The sequence below is a fragment of the Mesorhizobium sp. LNJC405B00 genome, from assembly GCF_000502615.1.
In the GTDB taxonomy this organism is placed as follows: Bacteria; Pseudomonadota; Alphaproteobacteria; order Rhizobiales; family Rhizobiaceae; genus Mesorhizobium.
Genome location: NZ_AYWC01000013.1, coordinates 25,320 through 44,260, shown reverse-complemented (window position 1 = coordinate 44,260; position 18,941 = coordinate 25,320). Strand labels below are relative to the sequence as shown.

Genomic DNA, 18,941 nt, shown 5'->3' with positions numbered 1-18,941 from the left:
AACAGAAACACCAACCGACTTCGAGAAAATTAGGCGGTAACAGTATGAGTTTCTAATGTGTCGACTGTCAATTCACCCGTAGCCGTTGCCTTACGTTCAAGCTGAGGGCGATTGCGGCAAACACCAACATGATCAGCATTCCGTTAATGCGCCGCCCCGCGGCGGAGATGATGGCTTGGCCGGAGATCGGCACCCGCACGTCGATGGCGCCACGTGCATCGACCGCCAATGCGTCGACGATGCGTCCCCGCGTATCGACAACGGCGGAAATGCCGTTGTTGGCGGCGCGCAACAGCGGCAATCCGTTTTCCACCGCGCGAATCTGAGCCTGCCTGAAATGCTGGTACGGCCCAGGCGTGTCGCCGAACCATGCGTCGTTGGTGACGTTCACAATAAGCTGGGATGACGTTGCGTCAACAGCCACAAGATCAGGAAAGATCACCTCGTAGCAAATAAACGGCAAGGCGCTGATGCCGCCGGGCAAAGCGATCGGATGGCGCTCGTTGCCGGCGGCGAAATTCATCGGCCCGGCGACGAGCTGTCCGATGCCGAAGCGGCTGAGCAGACCGGAAAACGGCAGATACTCGCCGAACGGGACCAGATGGACCTTGTCGACGGCATCAGCGATTTCGCCCTTGTCATCGATCGCCACCACCGAATTGTAGTAGCGGCTGTCGGCATCCGCCCCGGATCCGCGCTCCTCGCGCACGACGCCGGCAATCAGCATCTGACCAGGCTGCAGCATGTCGCCGACCGCGGTCAGCGCGTCCGGACGCTCGGTGAACAGGAAGGGTACCGAGGTCTCCGGCCACAGGATCAACTGCGGTTTGTTATGGCCGGGATCGGGCGCTGCGGCCGACAGGCCCATCATCGTGGCGAAGATGCGGTCGCGCACCGAGGCGTCCCATTTTTCGCTGAGGTCGACATCCGGTTGCACGATACGGACATCGAGAGTGCGGGTTGTCGGCTTGTCGGGGGTCGCGAGCCTGAAATAGCCGAAGCCAGCATGGGCGGCGACGAGAATGGCAAGCAGGACCACACCGAGACGGACATGCCGGCGTGCTGCAAGCAAGGCCGGCATGGCGAAGACAAAGACCGCCAGCGCGTTCATGCCGACCATGCCGGTCACCGACACGCTTTGCATCAACAGCGGCACGGGCATCGCCGCATAGCCGACGGCATTCCAGGGAAAGCCGGTGAACAGGAAGCCGCGCAGCCATTCCGTCAGGCCAAAAGCAAAGGCAAGGGCGGCAACGCGGCCAATATCGTTGGTCCATAACAGCCGCGCGACGACGGCGGCGAAGCCGTAGAAAAATGCCAGCGCCAAAGGAATGCCGACGACCGCGAAGGGTAAGGCCCAGGCGAAACTGTCGGCCTCGACCAGAAGCGCCTCGCCGATCCACCACAGGCCGGCGAGGAAATAGCCGAAACCGAACCACCAGCCGATGGCAAAAGTCGGCCGCAGGCGCCTGAGCCAGCCGTCGGAAGCCTCGCCGGTGGCGCCGTCGAGCAGCCAGACCAGCAGTGGAAACGAGACGAAACAGACGGCGAAGAAATCGTAAGGCGCCTGGGCGAGCACCGCCAGCGCCCCGGCAAGAAACGCCACCAGCGCGCGTCGCCAGCCCCAAAGCAGAATTATCCGGCCGGCAAGGCGCTCCATACAGACTTCCCAAGTCGCGCGAATCAGGAGCCAAGATTTATCAGATTTATTGAAACGCGAACCGGCCGATCGCTGCGCTATCGGTGCCATCCCTCGATGGTGAGCCCGCTCAGGTGCTCGGCCTCCTCGCGCGGCACGGTGCGCACGGTCTGGGTGAAGGTCCAGACATGGCCTTCGGGGTCGCGCGCCCGATACTGCCGTTCGCCGTAGAAATGGGCGGCAGGCTCCTCGACGATTTGGGCTCCAGCCGCCATTGCCCGCTCACAATGCACGTCCAGGCCGTCTTTCAGATGCACACAGACCGACTGAGTGTTCTTGCCGCCGACGCTTACCGGACTGGCAATATGATCGGCCCATTCGCAATCGACGATGATGTAGCCGTCGCCAAAACGCATTTCGGCATGGACCAGCCGTCCGTCGGCGTCGCTGACCACCATGCTCGGCTCGAAGCCGAAGGCCGTTTCGAGCCATTTCAATGCGGCTCGCGGGTCCTTGTAGAACACACCCGAGCCAAAGGTTGAGTGCTTGAAGGGATCGTCGATCGTCATCGGCCGGGCGACGTTCTGTCCTAGGCCTGCTCGGTGCGGGGGGCGGTCACGCGGCGGCGACGCTCGCCCTTCTGGTTCTGGACGATGCGCACCCGCTTGACGCGGCGCGGATCGGCGTCGAGCACGTGGAATTCGAAGCCGGGGATGGCTTGCACAACCTCACCACGCGCGGGCACGCGGCCCAGCGTGTTGAAGATCATGCCGCCGATCGTGTCGACATATTCACCATGCTCACCGGCGGTAAAGTCCTCGCCGATCATCTTGGCGACCTCGTCGATCTCGGCCTTGCCGTCGACGACGAACACGCCCTCGCCGGTCTGGGTGATCAGCGGCTCGTCCTCGTCATGCTCGTCCTCGATATCGCCGACGACCATCTCGACGATGTCTTCCAGCGAGGCGAGACCATCGGTGCCGCCATATTCGTCGATGACCAGCGCCATCTGGGTTCGCGTCGTCTGCATATGGCCCATCAGGTCGGAGGCAAGCATCGAGGGCGGCACGAAAAGCACCGGGCGGATCAGATTGAGGTCGCCGATGGTGCGGCCGAGATCGACCTGGGCGAGGTCGAGAAGCGTCGTTGCCGGCGTCTTCCTGGATGTTCTGCCCTTCTTGACCCGGGCGACCTTGGTGATGTGGGCCAGCACGTCGCGGATGTGAACCATGCCGCGCGGATCGTCGAGCGTCTCGGAATAGACCGGCATGCGGGAATGGCCGGACTGCTCGAACAGACCGAGCAGATCGCCCAACGTCGTGGTGATCTCGACGGCCTCAATATCGGCGCGCGGCACCATGACGTCCTCGACGCGTACCTCGCGCAGGCGCAATATGTTGTTGAGCATGGCGCGTTCGCCGGGCGAGAAAGACCCGGCATCGCTGGTCGTCTCGGCAAGCGCGCCGGCGATTTCCTCGCGCAGGCTGGTGCCGTTCCGCTGCCTGAAAAGGCCCAAGACGCGGTCGAACAGGGACGGACCGGCAGGCGATGGCTCGCTGGCAATGCCACCAGAAGCGGGGCTGCCGGAACTGGGACTCGGACTCGATCCCTCTTCCGTCGTATCGGAAGGCTTTGTCGCACTGCCAGCCTCGGGGCGGGCGGCAGTTTCTGGTTTGTCGTTCATCGTCGTCCGGTCAATTGGTCTTTTGTCATTACGTGTAGGGATCGGGAATGGCAAGCCTTGCGAGCGCTGAGCGCTCGATGGCTTCCATCTCATCGGCCTCTGCATCGGTCTCGTGATCGTAGCCCAGCAAATGCAGCAGGCCGTGGATGACGAGATGGGTGATATGGTTCTCGAAGGGCTTGTCTTCCAGGGCTGCTTCGCGCGCCACCGTCTCGGCGGCCAGCACGATGTCACCCAGCATGGGCGGCAGCTTGCCACCCCTGGGGAACGGAAAAACAGGGAAAGACAAGACGTTGGTCGCCTTGTCCTTGCCGCGCCAGCCGGCATTGAGGGTACGGATATGGGCATCGTCGGAAAAGACGATGCTGAGTTCGGAAGGACCGGCAGCAGCGGTTTCGGCAAAGGCAGCCGACACGGCGCGATCGACCAGACGCGTCAGCGCCGCCTCATCGGGCCAGTCGCCGGCCTCGACCGACATATCGATCTCGACGGGAACCGAACTGTCCCCGCCGCCAGGTCTTATGTCTTCAGGCATGAGCCCGCATCGTCACATCAGCTCTCGGCGCCGAGGCCGCGCGCCAGCTTGGCGTCGCGGTCATAGGCCCTGACGATTTCGGCCACCAGCGGGTGGCGCACAACGTCGACATCGTTGAAGCGCACGGTCACCGCGCCGGCCACGCCGTCAAGGACACGCAAGGCTTCGACGAGGCCCGACTTGGTGCTTGGAGGCAGATCGATCTGCGTCGGATCGCCGGTGACGATCATGCGCGAATTCTCGCCGAGGCGGGTCAAAAACATCTTCATCTGCATCGGCGTGGTGTTCTGCGCCTCGTCGAGGATGACGGCGGCATGCGCCAGCGTGCGGCCGCGCATGAAGGCCAGCGGCGCGATCTCGATGACCTCGGCGGCAATGGCGCGCTCGACCTTGTCGGCCGGCATCATGTCGTAGAGCGCGTCATAGAGGGGCCGCAGGTACGGATCGACCTTTTCCTTCATATCGCCGGGCAGAAAACCCAGCCGCTCGCCGGCCTCGACCGCTGGCCGTGACAGGATGATGCGCTCGACCATGCCGCGTTCGAGCAGCATCGCCGCATGCGCCACCGCCAGATAGGTCTTGCCGGTGCCGGCGGGGCCAATGCCGAAGACAAGTTCCGAACGCTCCAGTGCCCGCATATAGGCGTCCTGATTGAGCGAACGGGCATAGATCGTCTTCTTGCGGGTGGAGATCTGGGCGGCCGAAACTTTGCCCTTGCGTTCCAGCGTCGGCAGCGTCAGCTGGTCGTCGGCGGCAATCGCCATGCGCACGGCGCCATCGACGTCGGACTGGCCGATATCGGTGCCTTTCTGGAGAATGCCGTAGAGATTGTCGAGCGCGCGGCGCGCCTGCTCGGCCGCCGAGGCCGAGCCCTTGATGGTCAACTGGTTGCCGCGCGAGCGGATGTCGACGCCGAGCTTCTGCTCAAGCCGGGCCAAATTCTCGTCGAACTGACCGTACAGGGCGCTGGCAAGCTTGTTGTTGTCGAAAGTCAGAACGATGTGCGCCATGTCAGAGGCCCCGGATGTCTGGTTCTGGGGCAGAGTCTTCACTTCAGCAGCGCTCAACCGTCTCTCCTCATCTGCCGAGGCCATCAAGCCAACTCGGCGAACAGGCTATTGTAGCCCGTCTTCGTGATTCGCACCCGGATAATGTCACCGATTTCCCCGGCCTTTTCATCAACAATAACCGGCTGCAGCCAGGGCGAGCGGCCGACCTTCTGGCCGGCCTGACGTCCGGGCTTCTCGATCAGCGTGTCGATGGTGCTGCCGAGCAGGCTCAGGCCGAAATCCTGCTGTTGTTTCAGCAGCAGCGCCTGCAGGCGTTGCAGGCGCTCGTCCTTGACCGCTTCCGGCACGTGATCGGGCATATCGGCGCCCGGCGTGCCGGGACGCGGCGAATATTTGAACGAGAAGGCCGAGGCGTAGTTCACCTGGCGCACCAGACCCATCGTCGCCTCGAAATCCGCCTCGGTTTCGCCGGGGAAGCCGACGATGAAGTCACCGGACAGCGCGATGTCGCCGCGGGCCGCGCGGATGCGCTCGAGCAGCGCCAGATAGTCCTTGGCCGTGTGCCTGCGGTTCATCGCCTTGAGGATGCGGTCTGACCCGGATTGCACCGGCAGGTGCAGATAAGGCATCAAAGCCGGGAGATCGCGATGGGCAGCGATCAATTCGTCGTCCATGTCGCGCGGATGGCTGGTGGTGTAGCGCAGCCGCGCCAGGCCAGGAATTTCGGCCAGCCGGAACAGCAGGCGACCAAGCCCCCATTCCATGCCATCCTCACCATTGCCGTGCCATGCATTGACGTTCTGCCCCAGCAGCGTCACCTCGCGCACACCGGCATCGGCCAGCCGCTCGGCTTCGGCGACGATCTGCGCCACCGGCCGCGACACTTCCGAGCCCCTGGTATAGGGCACGACGCAGAAGGTGCAGAATTTGTCGCAGCCTTCCTGCACCGTGAGGAAGGCGGTGACGCCGCGCTTAATCATTTCGGCGCGCTTCGGCTGCGGCAGATGCTCGAACTTGTCCTCGATGGCGTATTCGGTCTCGACGATCTTCTCGCCGCCACGCACCCGGGCCAGCACATCGGGCAGCCGGTGATAGGTCTGCGGGCCGATGACCAGATCGACAGCAGGCGAACGGCGGATGATTTCCGCGCCTTCGGCCTGCGCGACGCAACCGGCGACGCCGATCAGCATTTCGCGCCCAACTGCTGCGCGTTCAGCCTTCATGTCGCGGATGCGGCCGAGCTCGGAATAGACCTTTTCCGCCGCCTTCTCCCTGATATGGCAGGTGTTGAGCAGCACCAGATCCGCGTCGGCGATGACATCGGTCGCGGTGTAGCCGTCGGCGGCCAGCGCATCGGTCATGCGCTGTGAGTCATAGACATTCATCTGGCAGCCATAGGTCTTGACGAAGACCTTTTTGGCCGGGGCGGACGCCGCAGCAGCGCTTTGCAAGGCGCTGTCGGTTTCGTTCCGCTCTATCGTGTTCAAATCCATCCGGCGGCTTCTAACGCCTTTCCGTGACAAAAAACAGACGATTCTCCGGCATCGGCCTGTAGGCGCTCGGCCTGCGCTAGCGGCTCGGTCGGGGATCGGCGAGCGCGGCCTGCATCATGGCGCGCACCTTGCTTTCCATCATCCTCGACGTTTCCTTGCGGTTCGAGCCCTTGGAAAAGGCGATGGGCTCGCCGAAATGCACCTCGACGTCAATGGCGCCTTCGGCCATCAGCACCTTGAGATGCGGCATCAGGTCCTGATCGCCGATCCAGGCAGCGAGCGGCCGGTGGCGGCGGCCGAGAGGCACGCCGTGCACCCGCGTGTAGGCAATCGCCAGCGGCTGGATGAAGACCTGCTCGGCCGCGCCTTCCGAAATCGCCATCGAGGCGGCGCCGAACAAGGTGCTCTTGAACGGCAGGATGGTGTTGCCGTCGCCGGTAGAGCCCTCGGCAAACAGCACCATGGCGTCGCCCTTGGCCATGCGGCTGGCGATCTCGCTGGCCTGGTCGCCAGCTGTCCGCTTGCGCTCGCGTTCGATGAAGACCGTACGCTGCAGTTTCGACAGCCAGCCGATCAGCGGCCATCCCTCCATGTCCGCCCGGGCGATGAATGTCACATCGGCAAAGGAGCCGAGCACCATGATGTCGGTCCAGGAGATATGGTTCGAGGCGACCAGCAGCGGGCGCTGGCTGGACAGTGCGCCTTTGACATGGATGCGCAGGCCGAGCGTCCGGACGATGAGGCTGTGCCAGACCTTCAGAATGACCGTCTCGCGCCAGATTCCGGTCTTCATCGACAGCAGCTGCAAAGGCACAAGGACCAGCGAACCGACGACAACGAGGCTCAGCGCCAGGAAAATCCTGATTTTTCCGATCATGCAGCTTGGCCCTGCCCCAAAACTTTGGCTAGCGAAGATCGCGGCGCATGACAAGCGCGCCGGTAGGACCATGTTCGGTCGAGCGGTAATAATTGGCGCGGTGGCCCACCTGGCGGAAGCCGAGCCGCCGGTAGAGGGCGATGGCAGCGACATTGGTCTCATCGACCTCAAGGAACAGCGCCTCGGCGCGCTGCGCATGCAATTCGCGCAGCACGGCGTCCATCAATTGCCAGCCGAGCCCCTGGCGGCGATGCGAGCGCGCCACCGCCACGGTCAGAATCTCGCCCTCGCCGGCTGCAAGCCTGGCCAGCACGAAGCCGACCGGCGGCTTGGCGCCCTGGCCGATTTCGCGCGCGGCATAGCCGAACACGGTTTCCTGTTCGAGCAACGCGGCGAACTCGCCATCGGTCCAGGGCCGGACGAAATCCTCGCGGTGCAGCACCGACGCTGCCGGGCTGTCGGCGATGGTCAGCGGCTCGAGCGCATAGTCCCTGCGGCGCGGCTGGAGGAAAGGGATGCGCATCACTTTTCCTGCCTCAACAGGATGAACCCGGCCTGCGCCTTGGCATCGGCGCCGCGCAGATAGAGTGGCTTCGGCTTGTCGCCCTCGGCTTCTGCAGCGGCGAGCCGGGCGTAGACGGCAATGTCGGCGGTGGCAGCCATCGGGCCGATATCGAAATCGCGACCGGCCGCGGCTGCGATCTGCACGGCGGCCGTGCCGGCAAGCACCGGACGATTGTCCGCCGCCATTCCCGCGGCTTGCGCAAGTGTGGTCACCGCCGGACCATAGCGCAACATCGCTTCCGCATCGTAAAGCGCGGCATGGATTTCCTCGCGGCCGGCATCGAGAGCGGCCAGGACCGGGCGGCCGGGAAATGCCGCCCTCGCCTCGGCCGCCAGCGCCTCCAGTGTCGTTACCCCGATCGCCGGGATCTTCAGCGCCAGCGCCAGGCCGCGCGCCGCCGAGACGCCCACCCGCAGGCCGGTGAAGGAACCCGGACCGATGGAAACCGCAACGGCGCCAAGGCCGGCATAATCGGTGCCGTCCGCTTTCAGCGCTTCGTCAATGACAGCCATCAGGTGTTCGGCATGGCCTTTGCCGAGATCGAGTACCGAGCGGCCAAGTTCTCTGCCGCCCGATGCGTCATAGACGCAAGCGGCGCAGAGATTGGCGGCACAGTCGATGGCGAGCAGTTTCATGGGCGACCGGTTCGAAAAACAGTCTCCCTCTGCCCGCCACGGCGCGCCGCCGCAAGAGCCAGCGCGTAAATTGTTAAGCGGCTTCGCTTCGGTGCAGGCCGGACGGCTTACGCCGCCGGCGCGATGCGCAGCATGTGGTTGTCCCAGACATAGTCGGGCTCGGAGCGCGTCGCGCCGCTGCCTTCGATGATTTCGCCGGCACCCGTGGTTGCCATGAAGCCCGGGCCGTCGGGCGCCAGGCCGCAGACCTCGACCAGCGCCTTGGTGGCGATGATCTTGCCGCTGGCGGCGTCGATGACGGCCAGCGAATTGCCTTCCGGCGAAGACACCGCGACCGTGCCGGCAATCGGGTTGGCGGCGACCGAGCCGATGTAATTCCGGAAGCCGGATAGCACGTCCTGCGGCATGTCGAGCAGCTGCAGCCCCTTGCCGCGCGTGGCGCGGCCGACCAGCGGTGGCCGCTCGGTGCCCGGCCCGCGGTACTGGCAGCCGAACCAGATGGTGCCTGTGGGGTCGGCATCCATGTGGCGAATCGACAGCTGGTGCAGAGCCGGCGGCAGTTCGTGCTTTTCGATGAGATCGCCGGTTGTGCGATCGACCAGCACATAGGACGGCTTCATGGTGGCGATGTTGAGCTCGGCGCGGCCATAGTCGGGATGGGTCTCGATGCCGCCATTGGCGATGGCGATCGTCCGGCCGTCTCCGAGCAGCAAGAGCTCATGCGGCCCCATGCCATAGGTCGGAAACTCGCCGATGCGGCTGAACTTGGCCCGTGCGTCGTAGATCCCGACCACGCCGGCGGCATTGTCGAAATTGTTTTCGGTGGCGTAAAGCAGCGCGCCGTCGGTGGAAAACACACCGTGGCCGAAGAAATGCCGACCGGTGATGCTGGCGATGGTCAGCGGCGGCTCGCGGCCGGCATGGTCGAAGACCACGGCGAAGGTGCCGGGTTGCCGGGCGAAGACCACGGAGCGCTTCGAGACCGGATCGAAGGTGACGTCGTGGCCACGGTCGGGCAGGTCGATCGCATGCAATACTTTTCCGGCTTCCGACAACACAGCGGCGCCAAAGCTGCCGTCGCGCTTGACGAAGGCGGTGGCAAAGACGGCATCGGCGGCAAGCGTGTCCGCCCAGGCCCGCGGCGCCATTGACGCGACCAAGCCGGCGCCGGCAGCCCTGAGAAAATTGCGGCGGTCGATCAGTGGCGTCCTCATGATCAGTCTCCGTCGAGCGAGGAGAAGCCGGCGGTCAGGCCGAACTCGGCGGTCAGCCTGGTGCCGATCAGGCCCGACAGGCTGGAGGTGATCAGCGCGAAATGCTCGAGTTTTCCGCGCTCCGCGGGATCGGCCAGCGTCTTGTCGATCGGACCCTGGATGGATTTGGCAGTGGCAACGCCATTGATGAGCTGGATATGGATGGATTCCGCCATCCATCTGCTATCCTCGGGCAGCGCGTCGCCGAGCTTCGAGGCCTGGAACAGCGCATCAATGCCGGAGAGGTTGCCGGCTAATGACAGGCCGGTGTTTTGCGACCGCCAGTAGATCGCCTGCCTTGGCTTGTCAGCCTCCGGCTTGGCGCCGAAAAAACCTTTGAGGCGCACGTCGCGGACCATTTCCAGCTCGTTGATGAAGACGCCGACCAGTTCGGTCACCGCTTCGGTGCCGTCGCGGTAAAGCGCATTGTCGGGTCCGGGATTAGCCCACAAGGCTGCAAAACCGTCCGGTTTTTTCCAGGCCGCGTCGACATCGGCCGCCATGGTCTCGATGTTCTTGGCGACTGCCGCGCCATAGGCGCAGCGATAGGGCTCGTCCTTGCCGACGAGCGTCTCGGCGCCGTCGCCGTAAAGCACGAACTCCAGCGCCCCTAATCCCTGCATCGCGACACTCTTGCCCGCCAGCTGCGCCGGATCGGTGGCGGTCGGATCCTTGCCGGCCAGCGCCGCCTGCACCTGCTTCAGGCCGATGCTCTTTCGGTCCGGCCAGTAGAGCATGCGCTCCAGCCGGTTGTTCTCCTTGATTGGCCCGAAGCCGATGATTTCAGCCGACGACCAGGCTGCGACCGTGGCCGAGAATCCGGCATGCGCGGCATCGAGGTTGCCCTGCGACGGCGCCTGGCAGAGCGCGTCCATGGCCTTCGCCAAGGTGCCGGCATGGCCATGCAGGCTGGCATAGGCGGGGCGGACAAATCCGTCGATCGCTCTTTGAATGACATCGGAGGCTTTCACCGAGGCCGATGCCGGGGACGCACCGAACAGAGCCAATGGGAGGAGTAGAACAGGCAAAACCCGCTTGAGCATCAGAATGACTCCAGGAATTTGATGAGAGCATCGCGGTCGGCCGTATTGGCGGCGGCAAAGCGATCGCGCGCCTTCTGCCCCTCGCCGCCATGCCACAGGATCGCTTCGGTAAGCGTGCGCGCACGCCCGTCATGCAGGAAGAAAGCGTTGCCGTTGACGGTCTTTGTCAGGCCGATGCCCCATAGCGGCGGGGTGCGCCATTCACTGCCCGTGGCATCGCCCACCGCCTGGCCGTCGGCAAGGCCAGGCCCCATGTCGTGCAGCAGAAAGTCGGAATAGGGCCAGATCAGTTGGAACGCCTGCGCCTTGTTCCCGCGCATGGTGACGAATTTCGGCGTATGACAGGCAATGCAGCCCATCTCGTAGAACAGCTTCTTGCCGGCGAGCACGGCGGGTGCGCCGACATCGCGCCGCGCCGGCACCGCAAGGTTCTGCGAATAGAAGGTGACGAGGTCCATCACCGGTGGTGGCGCCTCGATCGGGCCAAGCCGCTTCTGCACGCCGTTCGGCATGTCGAGGCAGGCCTTTTCAGCCGCAGTGCAATCGCCCCAGTGACTGGGCTCTTCCGGCGTCGAAATGCCGATATCGGCAAAGGCGTCCGCCGCCTGCTGGCGGATCGACGCGGTCTGGGCCTTCCAACCGAAGCGGCCAAGCGTCAGTTGCCCACTGCTGAGGTCACGCACCATGTTGGGCTTGCCGGAAATGCCGTCGCGGTCGTCGGGATCGGCATGGGCAAGGAGGTCGGCCGGCGCGATCTGCTCGATCAGGCCAAGGCCGATCATTGGCGGCGTCAGGCGCGGCGACAGCGTGGTGCGCGGGTCAAGCGGGCCGTAGCCAAGCCCGTCGACCGAATAGCTCGGCTGGCGCAGCCAAACCACGCTGCCGTCGCCGAGCGTGACCTTTTCCTCGCGATAGTCGACATACATGCGGCCTTCGCCCTTGAGGCCGGGCACCGCCAGTTCCTGCAACTGCGCACCGTAGACCGGATCGGGGAAGTTCAGCACCTTGTGCGCGGCGATCTCGGTCTTTTCCTCGGCCGTGCTCGCATCGCGCGCTAGCCGCAGGAACATCGACGTGGTGCGGCTGTCGGCGGCCGGCGGGCGGCCGCGGCCATCCTTCAAATGGCAATTCTGGCAGGCGCGCTCGTTGAACAGGGGTCCGAGACCGTCCGAGGCCTGGGTCGAGGATGGCGACGACACCCAGTTCTTGCGGAAAAGCGCATTGCCGAGCTTGAAATTGCCCTGTTCCTCGAAGGTAATGTTTTCAGAGGGTTGCGAGAAGGCGTCGCGGTCGACCTGCTTGCGCGACGTGCCGGCGCCGCCTTGCATCGTTTCGAAGGATTCGGGCTTGGAGAAATCCTGGGTTGGCCTGGTAACGGCAAGGACGCGGGCCTGGTCCTTCGGCGTCAGGTCGGTGCGGCTCGTGGCGAGGCCGACCGGTTCCGACGATCCGGCCAGGGCCGGGGCCAAAATTGCCGCCAGGGTTACAACCGAAAGCCCGCGAAAGGCCTGATATCGCGGGTTTTTGAGGAGCAGCGGGCCGGCGGCCCGCCGCAAGCGGCGCAGAATATCTATGGGGCGCCGCATTCCTGCATGGTCCTATTCCGCCTCGTCCGCCGATGCGGCGTTGAGCTGGCCGTATTTTTCCTCGCCGATCGAGGCAAGGAGGTCGAGCTGCGTCTCGAGGAAGTCGATGTGACCTTCCTCATCCGCCAGCAATTCCTCGAACAGCTTCATCGTCACGTAGTCACCGGCTTCGTTGCAGATCTCGCGCGAACGCTTGTAGGCGGTGCGTGCGTCATATTCGCCGGCGAGATCGGATTCGAGCACTTCCTTGACGTTCTGGCCGATGCGCAACGGCGCCACGGACTGCAAATTGGGATGCCCTTCGAGGAAGATGATACGGGCCACCAGCCGGTCGGCATGGTGCATCTCCTCGATCGATTCGGCGCGTTCCTTCTTTGCCAGCTTGGCATATCCCCAATCTTCGAGCAGGCGGAAATGCACCCAGTATTGATTGACGGCGCCAAGCTCCAGGAACAGAGCCTCGTTAAGCCGCTCGATGATCTGCGGTTCGCCTTTCATGGATTCTGCTCCCATATTGGACGCGCAGGCCTCTGACGCGATCCAGGTGTGAAACGATGTCCACGCCGCTCGCCTCCGTACGGGCGTGGTAATTTTCGGTGACCCGAATGATCGTTTCGACCACATTTGGGAAGCAGCCGCAACAGCGACCGCGCTTTTGCATCGTGTGATAGACCTTCGCCGGCACGATCAGTTGCCAGGGGTCCTGATCCAGCAGATCGACGATCGTCTGCTCAATCTCCTTTTCGGTGATGATGTTGCAATGGCAGATCAGCATGGATTGGCTCTGGCTGACGGCGCCCCTCCGCGCCGTTTGGCTGGTGGTTGGTTGGGGTGCTACTTGAACACCTTGTTCGGTGCGTCGAGGCTGTCGGACCCCTCGAAGGCTATGTTGTTCAGCTTCAGCGCGCCGACGGCGCGTTCGATCGACTTGGTCTGGTCGACCAGCGCGTCGATTGCCGCCTGCACGGTAGCATTGCCTTCGGTGTTGCCCTCGGCGATCTGCTGGTCGTAGGCATCGCCGGCCACTCCCCGCGCCTTGATCGCCTCCATCTTGGCGACCGAGACATCGAGCTTGTCGGACAGTTCCTTGTCGATCGCCGGATCGGCCGCCTTGACCATATCGTGCACCGACGGGCCTGAAACGACGGTGCCGTCGGCGCGCGTGTAGCTGGCGAGATAGGCGGCGCGGATGCCGATGGCGTCATAGAGATGCGAGTTGTAGGTATTATCCGAGAAGCAGTCGTGCTCCTCTTCGGGATCGTGCAGCAGCAGGCCGAGCTTCATGCGCTCCCCGGCCAGTTCGCCGTAGGACAGCGAGCCCATGCCGGTGAAGATCACCGAGATAGCGGTGTTCGGCTGGCCATCGACGAGGTTCTTGCGGGCGGCGCCGTCTTCCTTCCAGTTGCCGACCATCTCCTGCAGGTCGGAGACCAGAAGATCGCTGGCCGACTTCAGATACTCGGCCCGGCGATCGCAATTGCCGCCGGTGCAGTTCTTGAGGTCATAGTCGGTGTACGGACGCTCGCCGGCGCCCGGGCCGGTGCCGTGCAAATCCTGGCCCCAGAGCAGGAATTCGATGGCGTGATAGCCGGTGGCGACATTGGCTTCGATGCCGCCGGCCTCCTGCAGCGTGCCGGAGAGGAATTCCGGCGTCAGCCTGGAGGCGTCGACCTTTTTGCCGTTGATCTCGATTTCCTTGTTGGCGATGACATTGGCGGTGTAGAGCGCGTTGGCGTCGGACTCGGTGCCGTAGCTCTTGGCGACATAGTCGATCAGCCCTTCGTCCAGCGGCCAGGAGTTCACCTTGCCTTCCCAGTCGTCGACGATCTTGTTGCCGAAGCGGTAGACCTCGGTCTGCTGGTAGGGCACGCGCGACGCCTTCCAGGCATCGCGGGCGGCATTCAGCGTGTCCGCCGACGGGTTGGCAAGCAGCGCGTCGACAGCCTTGTCGAGCGCCTGCGCCGTGGTCAGCGAATCCTCGTACTTGGCCAGCGCGATGTCGGAATAGGTCTTGATGACCGCCTTGGCATCGATCTCCGCCGCCTTGGCCGGCAGGATGAAAACCGCCGCCGTCAACATAGCCGTGGCACCGATCGCAGCCAGTCTGCCGCCATACCGCGCTGTCATCATCAGTCTCCAGTTCAAAGGGGATTCGGTAAAAGGCGCGCGTGCCAAACGGTGCCGGGACATGGGCATGCCGTAGGACACCACAGATGCCGCGCCGCTCTGCGGCTCACGGGAGAAAGACACCAAATGCCTCCAATCGAACGGGTTCAAGGCCCAAACATCAAAGGGATGCGCTGACGCGCGAGCCTCCATAAAACGATGGCGAGGCCGGAAGTCAACTGGTGAACCCTAGAAAATTCAATTGAAACAACAGTTTAGAATTATTCTAAACTAGCACTATCAACTTTAAATCGTAGCCAGCAGCCAAGGTGAGAGACGCCGCGATTGACAAGCGACCGTTCCGGGTGCGACCCGGACCGGGGCTCTTGCGACGGCGGCAGACAATCGCCATCTGGCGGAACGGCTCACAATCAAAGCATGATGTCGTCCGAAAACCGCTTCACACTTTTCGGCATCATGCTCCAGATTTGAAACAGGAATTCGGGTTACGATGAAGAACGGGGTCGTCATTGTCGGTGCGGGTCATGCGGGCGTGCAAGCGGCCGCCAGCCTGCGCGAGGAAGGCTATGACGGGCCTGTCATACTGATCGGCGACGAAACCGATCTGCCCTATCACAAGCCGCCGCTGTCGAAGACCTTCATCAAGGACGCCGATGCCAAGCCGCAACCCTTGCGCGGCGAGGCCTTTTACACCGGCAGCGCCATCGACTTCAGGCCGAGCATCCGAATAGACAGCCTCGATACGGCAGGCTGCAAGCTGGAGGTAGCGGGCGGCGGCGTGCTGCCGTTCGACCGGCTCATCCTGGCCACCGGTTCGCGGCCGCGGCTTCTGCCGCTGCCGGGCGCCGACCTCTCGGGCGTGCTGTCGCTGCGCTCGATCGCCGATGCGCGGCTGATCCGCGCGCACAGCGCCCAAAGCGAAGACGTGGTCATCCTCGGCGGCGGCTTCATCGGGCTGGAGATCGCGGCAACGCTGAGGGCCGCCGGCCGCAACGTCACCCTGGTCGAGGCTGTCGACCGGCTGCTTGGCCGCGCCGTGGCGCCGGTGGTGGCGAGCCATGTCCGCCAACGGCTGGAGGCGATCGGCGTGCGTATCCTCACCGGCACCACCATTGCCAGGCTGGAAGGGGAAAACGGCCATGTCTGCGCTGCCATCACCTCCACCGGCGAAAGGCTGCCCGCGCGCATGGTCATCGTCGGCATCGGCGCCGTGCCGAATGTCGAACTTGCGCAGGCTGCCGGACTGACTGTCGCCAATGGCATCCGCGTCGACCAACAGATGCGCACCTCAGTGCCTGATATTCTGGCCATCGGCGACGCCGCTTCCTACCGCCACTGGTCGACCGGCGGCGACGTGCGGCTGGAATCGGTGCAGAACGCCACCGACCAGGCGCGGCTTGCCGCACGCACGATCACCGGCCATACGGACGCCTATGCGGCGGTGCCGTGGTTCTGGTCTGACATCGGCGACATGAAACTGCAGATGGTCGGGCTGACCTCGGGCGGCGACAGCCATGTCGTGCTGGGCGACCTCGCTGAGAACAAGTTCTCGATCTACCACTATGCTGGAAGCCGGCTGCTCGGCATCGAATCCGTCAACAGGCCGGGCGACCATATGCTGGGCCGCAAGATGCTCGGGGCCGGGTTTTCGCCGATGGCGCAGACGATTGCTGAGGGACCTGACGGGCTGAAGGCTGCACTGGCAGCGTTCCAGCAGGATGAGCCGGCACGGGCTGCGGGCTAGACGCACTTACCCTCCCCCTTGTGGGGAGGGTCGCTACGAAGCAGCGGGGTTGGGGTCGGCGCGAGGCCCCCCACCCGGACGTGCGGTCCGACCTCCCCACAAGGGGGAGGTAGGGTTTGCGCTAGGCAGCGCAGACTTCGCGGATCGAGCTTTCCAGAATGTCGAGCGCCTCGTTCATGACATTGTCCTGGATGGTGATCGGAGCCAGGAAACGGATGACGTTGCCGTAGACGCCGCAGGTCAGCAGGATCAGCCCCTTGTCGAGCGCCTTCAGCCGGATCGCATTGGCGATCTCGGCCGACGGCAGGCCCTTCTTGACGTCGTTGAACTCGACCGCGTTCATGAAGCCGAGACCCCTGATGTCGACAATCTCGGGCACATCGTCGCGGATCGACTGCAGCCGCTGTTTCAGCCGGGCGCCCAGCGTATTGGCGCGGTCGCACAGCTTTTCGTCCTCGATTACGTCGAGCACGGCGTGTGCTGCGGCGACACCGATCGGGCTGCCGCCATAGGTGCCGCCGAGCCCGCCAGGACCGGGCGCATCCATGATCTCGGCGCGGCCGGTGACCGCCGCCAGCGGGAAGCCGCCGGCCAGGCTTTTCGCCATGGTGGTAATGTCGGCCGCGACCTCATGATGATCCATGGCGAACATCTTGCCGGTGCGGGCAAAGCCGGTCTGCACCTCATCGGCGATCAGCAGCATGCCGTGCTGGTCGCAGAGCTTGCGCAGCGCCGTCAGGAATTCGCGCGGCGCGTCGTAGAAGCCGCCCTCGCCCTGGACCGGCTCGATGATGATGGCGGCAACGCGAGCCGGATCGACATCGGCCTTGAACAGTTTGTCGAGTGCGGCCAGCGAATCGGCTGTAGACACGCCGTGCAGCGGCACCGGAAACGGCGCGTGGTAGACGTCGCCCGGCATGGCGCCGAAGCCGACCTTATAGGGCACGACCTTGCCGGTCAGCGCCATGCCCATGAAGGTGCGGCCGTGGAAACCGCCGGCAAAGGCGATGACGGCTTGGCGGCCAGTGGCGTTGCGGGCGATCTTGATGGCGTTCTCGACGGCTTCAGCGCCCGTGGTGACGAAGATGGTCTTCTTCTCGAACTTGCCGGGCAGCATGCCGTTCAGCCGTTCGGCCAGCCGCACATAGCTCTCATAGGGCACGACCTGGTGGCAGGTATGGGTGAAGCGGTCGAGCTGTGCCTTGACCGCCTCGATCACCCTGGGATGGCGGTGGCCGGTGTTGACGACGGCGATGCCCGAGGAGAAATCGATGTATCGGCGGCCTTCTACATCCCAGATCTCCGAATTCTCGGCGCGGTCGGCATAGATCTGCGTCGTCATGCCGACGCCGCGCGAGATCGACTGGTTCTTGCGCTCGGAAATGGCTGCGTTCTTCATTTCGTCCCTCATCGGGCCGACGCCCGTTCTCGTTAGATGAATGCCAAGGCCTCTTCTGACCTTATTTCACGTTTTCCTCAAGTTGGCACCGCCGCCGGGCGATTGGGCCTGTCGTCGATGCGGGCCACTTCGACAGACCGGTCTTAACCAGCCGACCGATACACGTACGGGGCAGTCCGTGACAGCTCACCCGTCACCGGGAACGGCGAAGCGATCCCGCTCGCCGCGGTGGCGAACTTCCGCTACGACCTCGAACAGCCGACGGTGTGGCGGCGCAACCGCATCCCGACGATCACCGTTCGCGCGGGCCTCGTTGGCGACGTGCTGCCGGCCACCGTCGTCAACGAATTGATGAAGCCGTCGGTCGACGCCTTCATCGCCAAACTGCCGCCCGCTATTCCGTTGCAACCGCCGGCTCGGTCGAAGAAAGCGCAAAAAGCCAGGGACCGATCGCAGCGGTGGTGCCGCTGATGCTGTTCGTGATGGCGACCATCCTGATGATCCAGTTGCAAAGTTTTCAGCGCCTGTTCCTGGTGGTGGCGGTGGCGCCGCTCGGCCTGATCGGCGTGGTCGCGGCCCTGGTGCCGAGCGGCGCACCGCTCGGCTTCGTCGCCATTCTGGGCGTCCTGGCGCTGATCGGCATCCTGATCCGCAACTCGGTGATCCTGATCGTGCAGATCGAGGATCTGGTGGCCGAGGGCAAAGACCGCTGGGAAGCCGTGATCGAAGCGACCGAGCACCGCATGCGGCCGATCGCGCTGACGGCCGCGGCCGCCAGCCTGGCGCTGATCCCGATCGCGCGCGAAGTGTTCTGGGGCCCGATGGCATACGCCATGATGGGCGGCATCATCGCCGGCGATCACGCTGCTGTTCCTGCCGGCGCTTTATGTGACGTGGTTCAGGATCAATGAGCCTAAGCAGGGGGACGAACCATCTGTTCCGGAGAACGGCGAACTGGCGCAAGACCCCGCTTAACGCTTTGCGGATCATTCGTTATCGTTAGAGGGTTCGGGGCGCGATTTCGCTCGCTGCCATGGCGATGATTTTGAGGTCCGCCAAGCATGCCAGCCTTTTGGCAAGTCGGCCAATGCCAGGATGCTTTCATCCTGCTGCACCACCTCTTGCAGGCCAACGAGCATTATCTCGCGTTCATCCCAATCTCGAGAGTCGCTGCTATAGAATTGCCAACTGCCGCCTTCATCGTTGTAGTTCTCGTCATCGTCAGCTTCATGCACAACGTATGCGATCCAGTCGCCCCGTTTGAATATGCTCTTGTCCGATAGCACCGCGACATTGGGCGGATCTGCAAACTTCCATTCTTCCATGGAATTCCCCAAGCGATTGTTCTGCG

General features: G+C 63.8%; 18 protein-coding genes and 1 pseudogene. 2 read left to right on the top strand and 17 right to left on the bottom strand.

What is annotated here, in order from left to right; genetic code table 11:
* Positions 1–67: 67 nt before the first annotated feature.
* The 15 genes from lnt to X756_RS143600 form a co-directional block, all read right to left on the bottom strand.
* On the bottom strand, positions 68–1,660 hold the full coding sequence (lnt, locus tag X756_RS143530) for an apolipoprotein N-acyltransferase (RefSeq protein WP_023730925.1): 1,593 nt from the start codon (positions 1,658–1,660) through the stop codon (positions 68–70).
* Between the two features lie 77 nt (positions 1,661–1,737).
* Complete coding sequence (locus X756_RS143535; RefSeq protein ID WP_023730924.1) at positions 1,738–2,208, bottom strand: VOC family protein; 471 nt, start codon at positions 2,206–2,208, stop codon at positions 1,738–1,740.
* A gap of 20 nt (positions 2,209–2,228) precedes the next feature.
* On the bottom strand, positions 2,229–3,323 hold the full coding sequence (locus tag X756_RS143540; protein ID WP_023669547.1) for a hemolysin family protein: 1,095 nt from the start codon (positions 3,321–3,323) through the stop codon (positions 2,229–2,231).
* A 28-nt stretch (positions 3,324–3,351) separates the two neighbouring features.
* Positions 3,352–3,858 (bottom strand): rRNA maturation RNase YbeY, encoded by a 507-nt coding sequence (ybeY, locus tag X756_RS143545; RefSeq protein WP_023669546.1) that lies wholly within the window; start codon positions 3,856–3,858, stop codon positions 3,352–3,354.
* Between the two features lie 17 nt (positions 3,859–3,875).
* Positions 3,876–4,952, bottom strand: a complete 1,077-nt coding sequence (locus X756_RS143550) for a PhoH family protein (RefSeq protein ID WP_196813585.1) — start codon at positions 4,950–4,952, stop codon at positions 3,876–3,878.
* On the bottom strand, positions 4,952–6,361 hold the full coding sequence (gene miaB, locus X756_RS143555; RefSeq protein ID WP_023730923.1) for a tRNA (N6-isopentenyl adenosine(37)-C2)-methylthiotransferase MiaB: 1,410 nt from the start codon (positions 6,359–6,361) through the stop codon (positions 4,952–4,954). Before miaB ends, X756_RS143550 begins: the two co-directional genes overlap by 1 nt.
* A 76-nt stretch (positions 6,362–6,437) precedes the next feature.
* Complete coding sequence (locus tag X756_RS143560) at positions 6,438–7,238, bottom strand: lysophospholipid acyltransferase family protein (RefSeq protein ID WP_023699454.1); 801 nt, start codon at positions 7,236–7,238, stop codon at positions 6,438–6,440.
* A 28-nt stretch (positions 7,239–7,266) separates the two neighbouring features.
* Positions 7,267–7,761: a ribosomal protein S18-alanine N-acetyltransferase gene (gene rimI, locus X756_RS143565; protein WP_023669542.1), complete on the bottom strand. Its 495-nt coding sequence runs from the start codon at positions 7,759–7,761 to the stop codon at positions 7,267–7,269.
* Positions 7,761–8,438 (bottom strand): tRNA (adenosine(37)-N6)-threonylcarbamoyltransferase complex dimerization subunit type 1 TsaB, encoded by a 678-nt coding sequence (gene tsaB, locus X756_RS143570; protein WP_023730922.1) that lies wholly within the window; start codon positions 8,436–8,438, stop codon positions 7,761–7,763. Before tsaB ends, rimI begins: the two co-directional genes overlap by 1 nt.
* Positions 8,439–8,545: 107 nt before the next feature.
* Positions 8,546–9,652, bottom strand: a complete 1,107-nt coding sequence (locus tag X756_RS143575) for a DUF1513 domain-containing protein (protein ID WP_023730921.1) — start codon at positions 9,650–9,652, stop codon at positions 8,546–8,548.
* A gap of 2 nt (positions 9,653–9,654) precedes the next feature.
* Positions 9,655–10,734: an imelysin family protein gene (locus X756_RS143580; RefSeq protein WP_023730920.1), complete on the bottom strand. Its 1,080-nt coding sequence runs from the start codon at positions 10,732–10,734 to the stop codon at positions 9,655–9,657.
* Entirely contained in the window at positions 10,734–12,320 is a 1,587-nt protein-coding gene (locus tag X756_RS143585) for a di-heme oxidoredictase family protein (protein ID WP_023730919.1), read from the bottom strand. The genes X756_RS143580 and X756_RS143585 overlap by 1 nt, the downstream gene beginning before the upstream one ends.
* A gap of 12 nt (positions 12,321–12,332) precedes the next feature.
* Positions 12,333–12,818 (bottom strand): bacterioferritin, encoded by a 486-nt coding sequence (bfr, locus tag X756_RS143590; RefSeq protein ID WP_023669537.1) that lies wholly within the window; start codon positions 12,816–12,818, stop codon positions 12,333–12,335.
* Positions 12,784–13,095 carry a (2Fe-2S)-binding protein gene (locus X756_RS143595; RefSeq protein ID WP_023730918.1) on the bottom strand — a complete coding sequence of 104 codons (312 nt, stop codon included), beginning with the start codon at positions 13,093–13,095 and terminating at the stop codon, positions 12,784–12,786. The genes bfr and X756_RS143595 overlap by 35 nt, the downstream gene beginning before the upstream one ends.
* Positions 13,096–13,154: 59 nt before the next feature.
* Positions 13,155–14,447, bottom strand: coding sequence for an imelysin family protein (locus X756_RS143600; protein ID WP_023730917.1), 1,293 nt, complete (start codon positions 14,445–14,447; stop codon positions 13,155–13,157).
* A gap of 490 nt (positions 14,448–14,937) precedes the next feature.
* Here X756_RS143600 and X756_RS143605 point away from each other — a divergent pair, with 490 nt between their 5' ends.
* The gene (locus X756_RS143605; RefSeq protein ID WP_023730916.1) at positions 14,938–16,191 is read left to right on the top strand and encodes an FAD-dependent oxidoreductase; all 1,254 of its coding nucleotides are present in this window, start codon (positions 14,938–14,940) and stop codon (positions 16,189–16,191) included.
* 121 nt (positions 16,192–16,312) lie between these two features.
* Here X756_RS143605 and X756_RS143610 read toward each other — a convergent pair whose 3' ends face one another.
* Positions 16,313–17,590: a 4-aminobutyrate--2-oxoglutarate transaminase gene (locus X756_RS143610; RefSeq protein WP_023669533.1), complete on the bottom strand. Its 1,278-nt coding sequence runs from the start codon at positions 17,588–17,590 to the stop codon at positions 16,313–16,315.
* A 195-nt stretch (positions 17,591–17,785) separates the two neighbouring features.
* Here X756_RS143610 and X756_RS143620 point away from each other — a divergent pair.
* Positions 17,786–18,565 (top strand): annotated as a pseudogene (locus tag X756_RS143620) (efflux RND transporter permease subunit); the annotation flags it as partial.
* Positions 18,566–18,576: 11 nt separating this feature from the next.
* Here X756_RS143620 and X756_RS143625 read toward each other — a convergent pair.
* A complete protein-coding gene (locus X756_RS143625) occupies positions 18,577–18,915 on the bottom strand; it encodes a DUF2185 domain-containing protein (protein WP_023696743.1) in 339 nt (112 codons plus the stop codon).
* Positions 18,916–18,941: the final 26 nt, after the last annotated feature.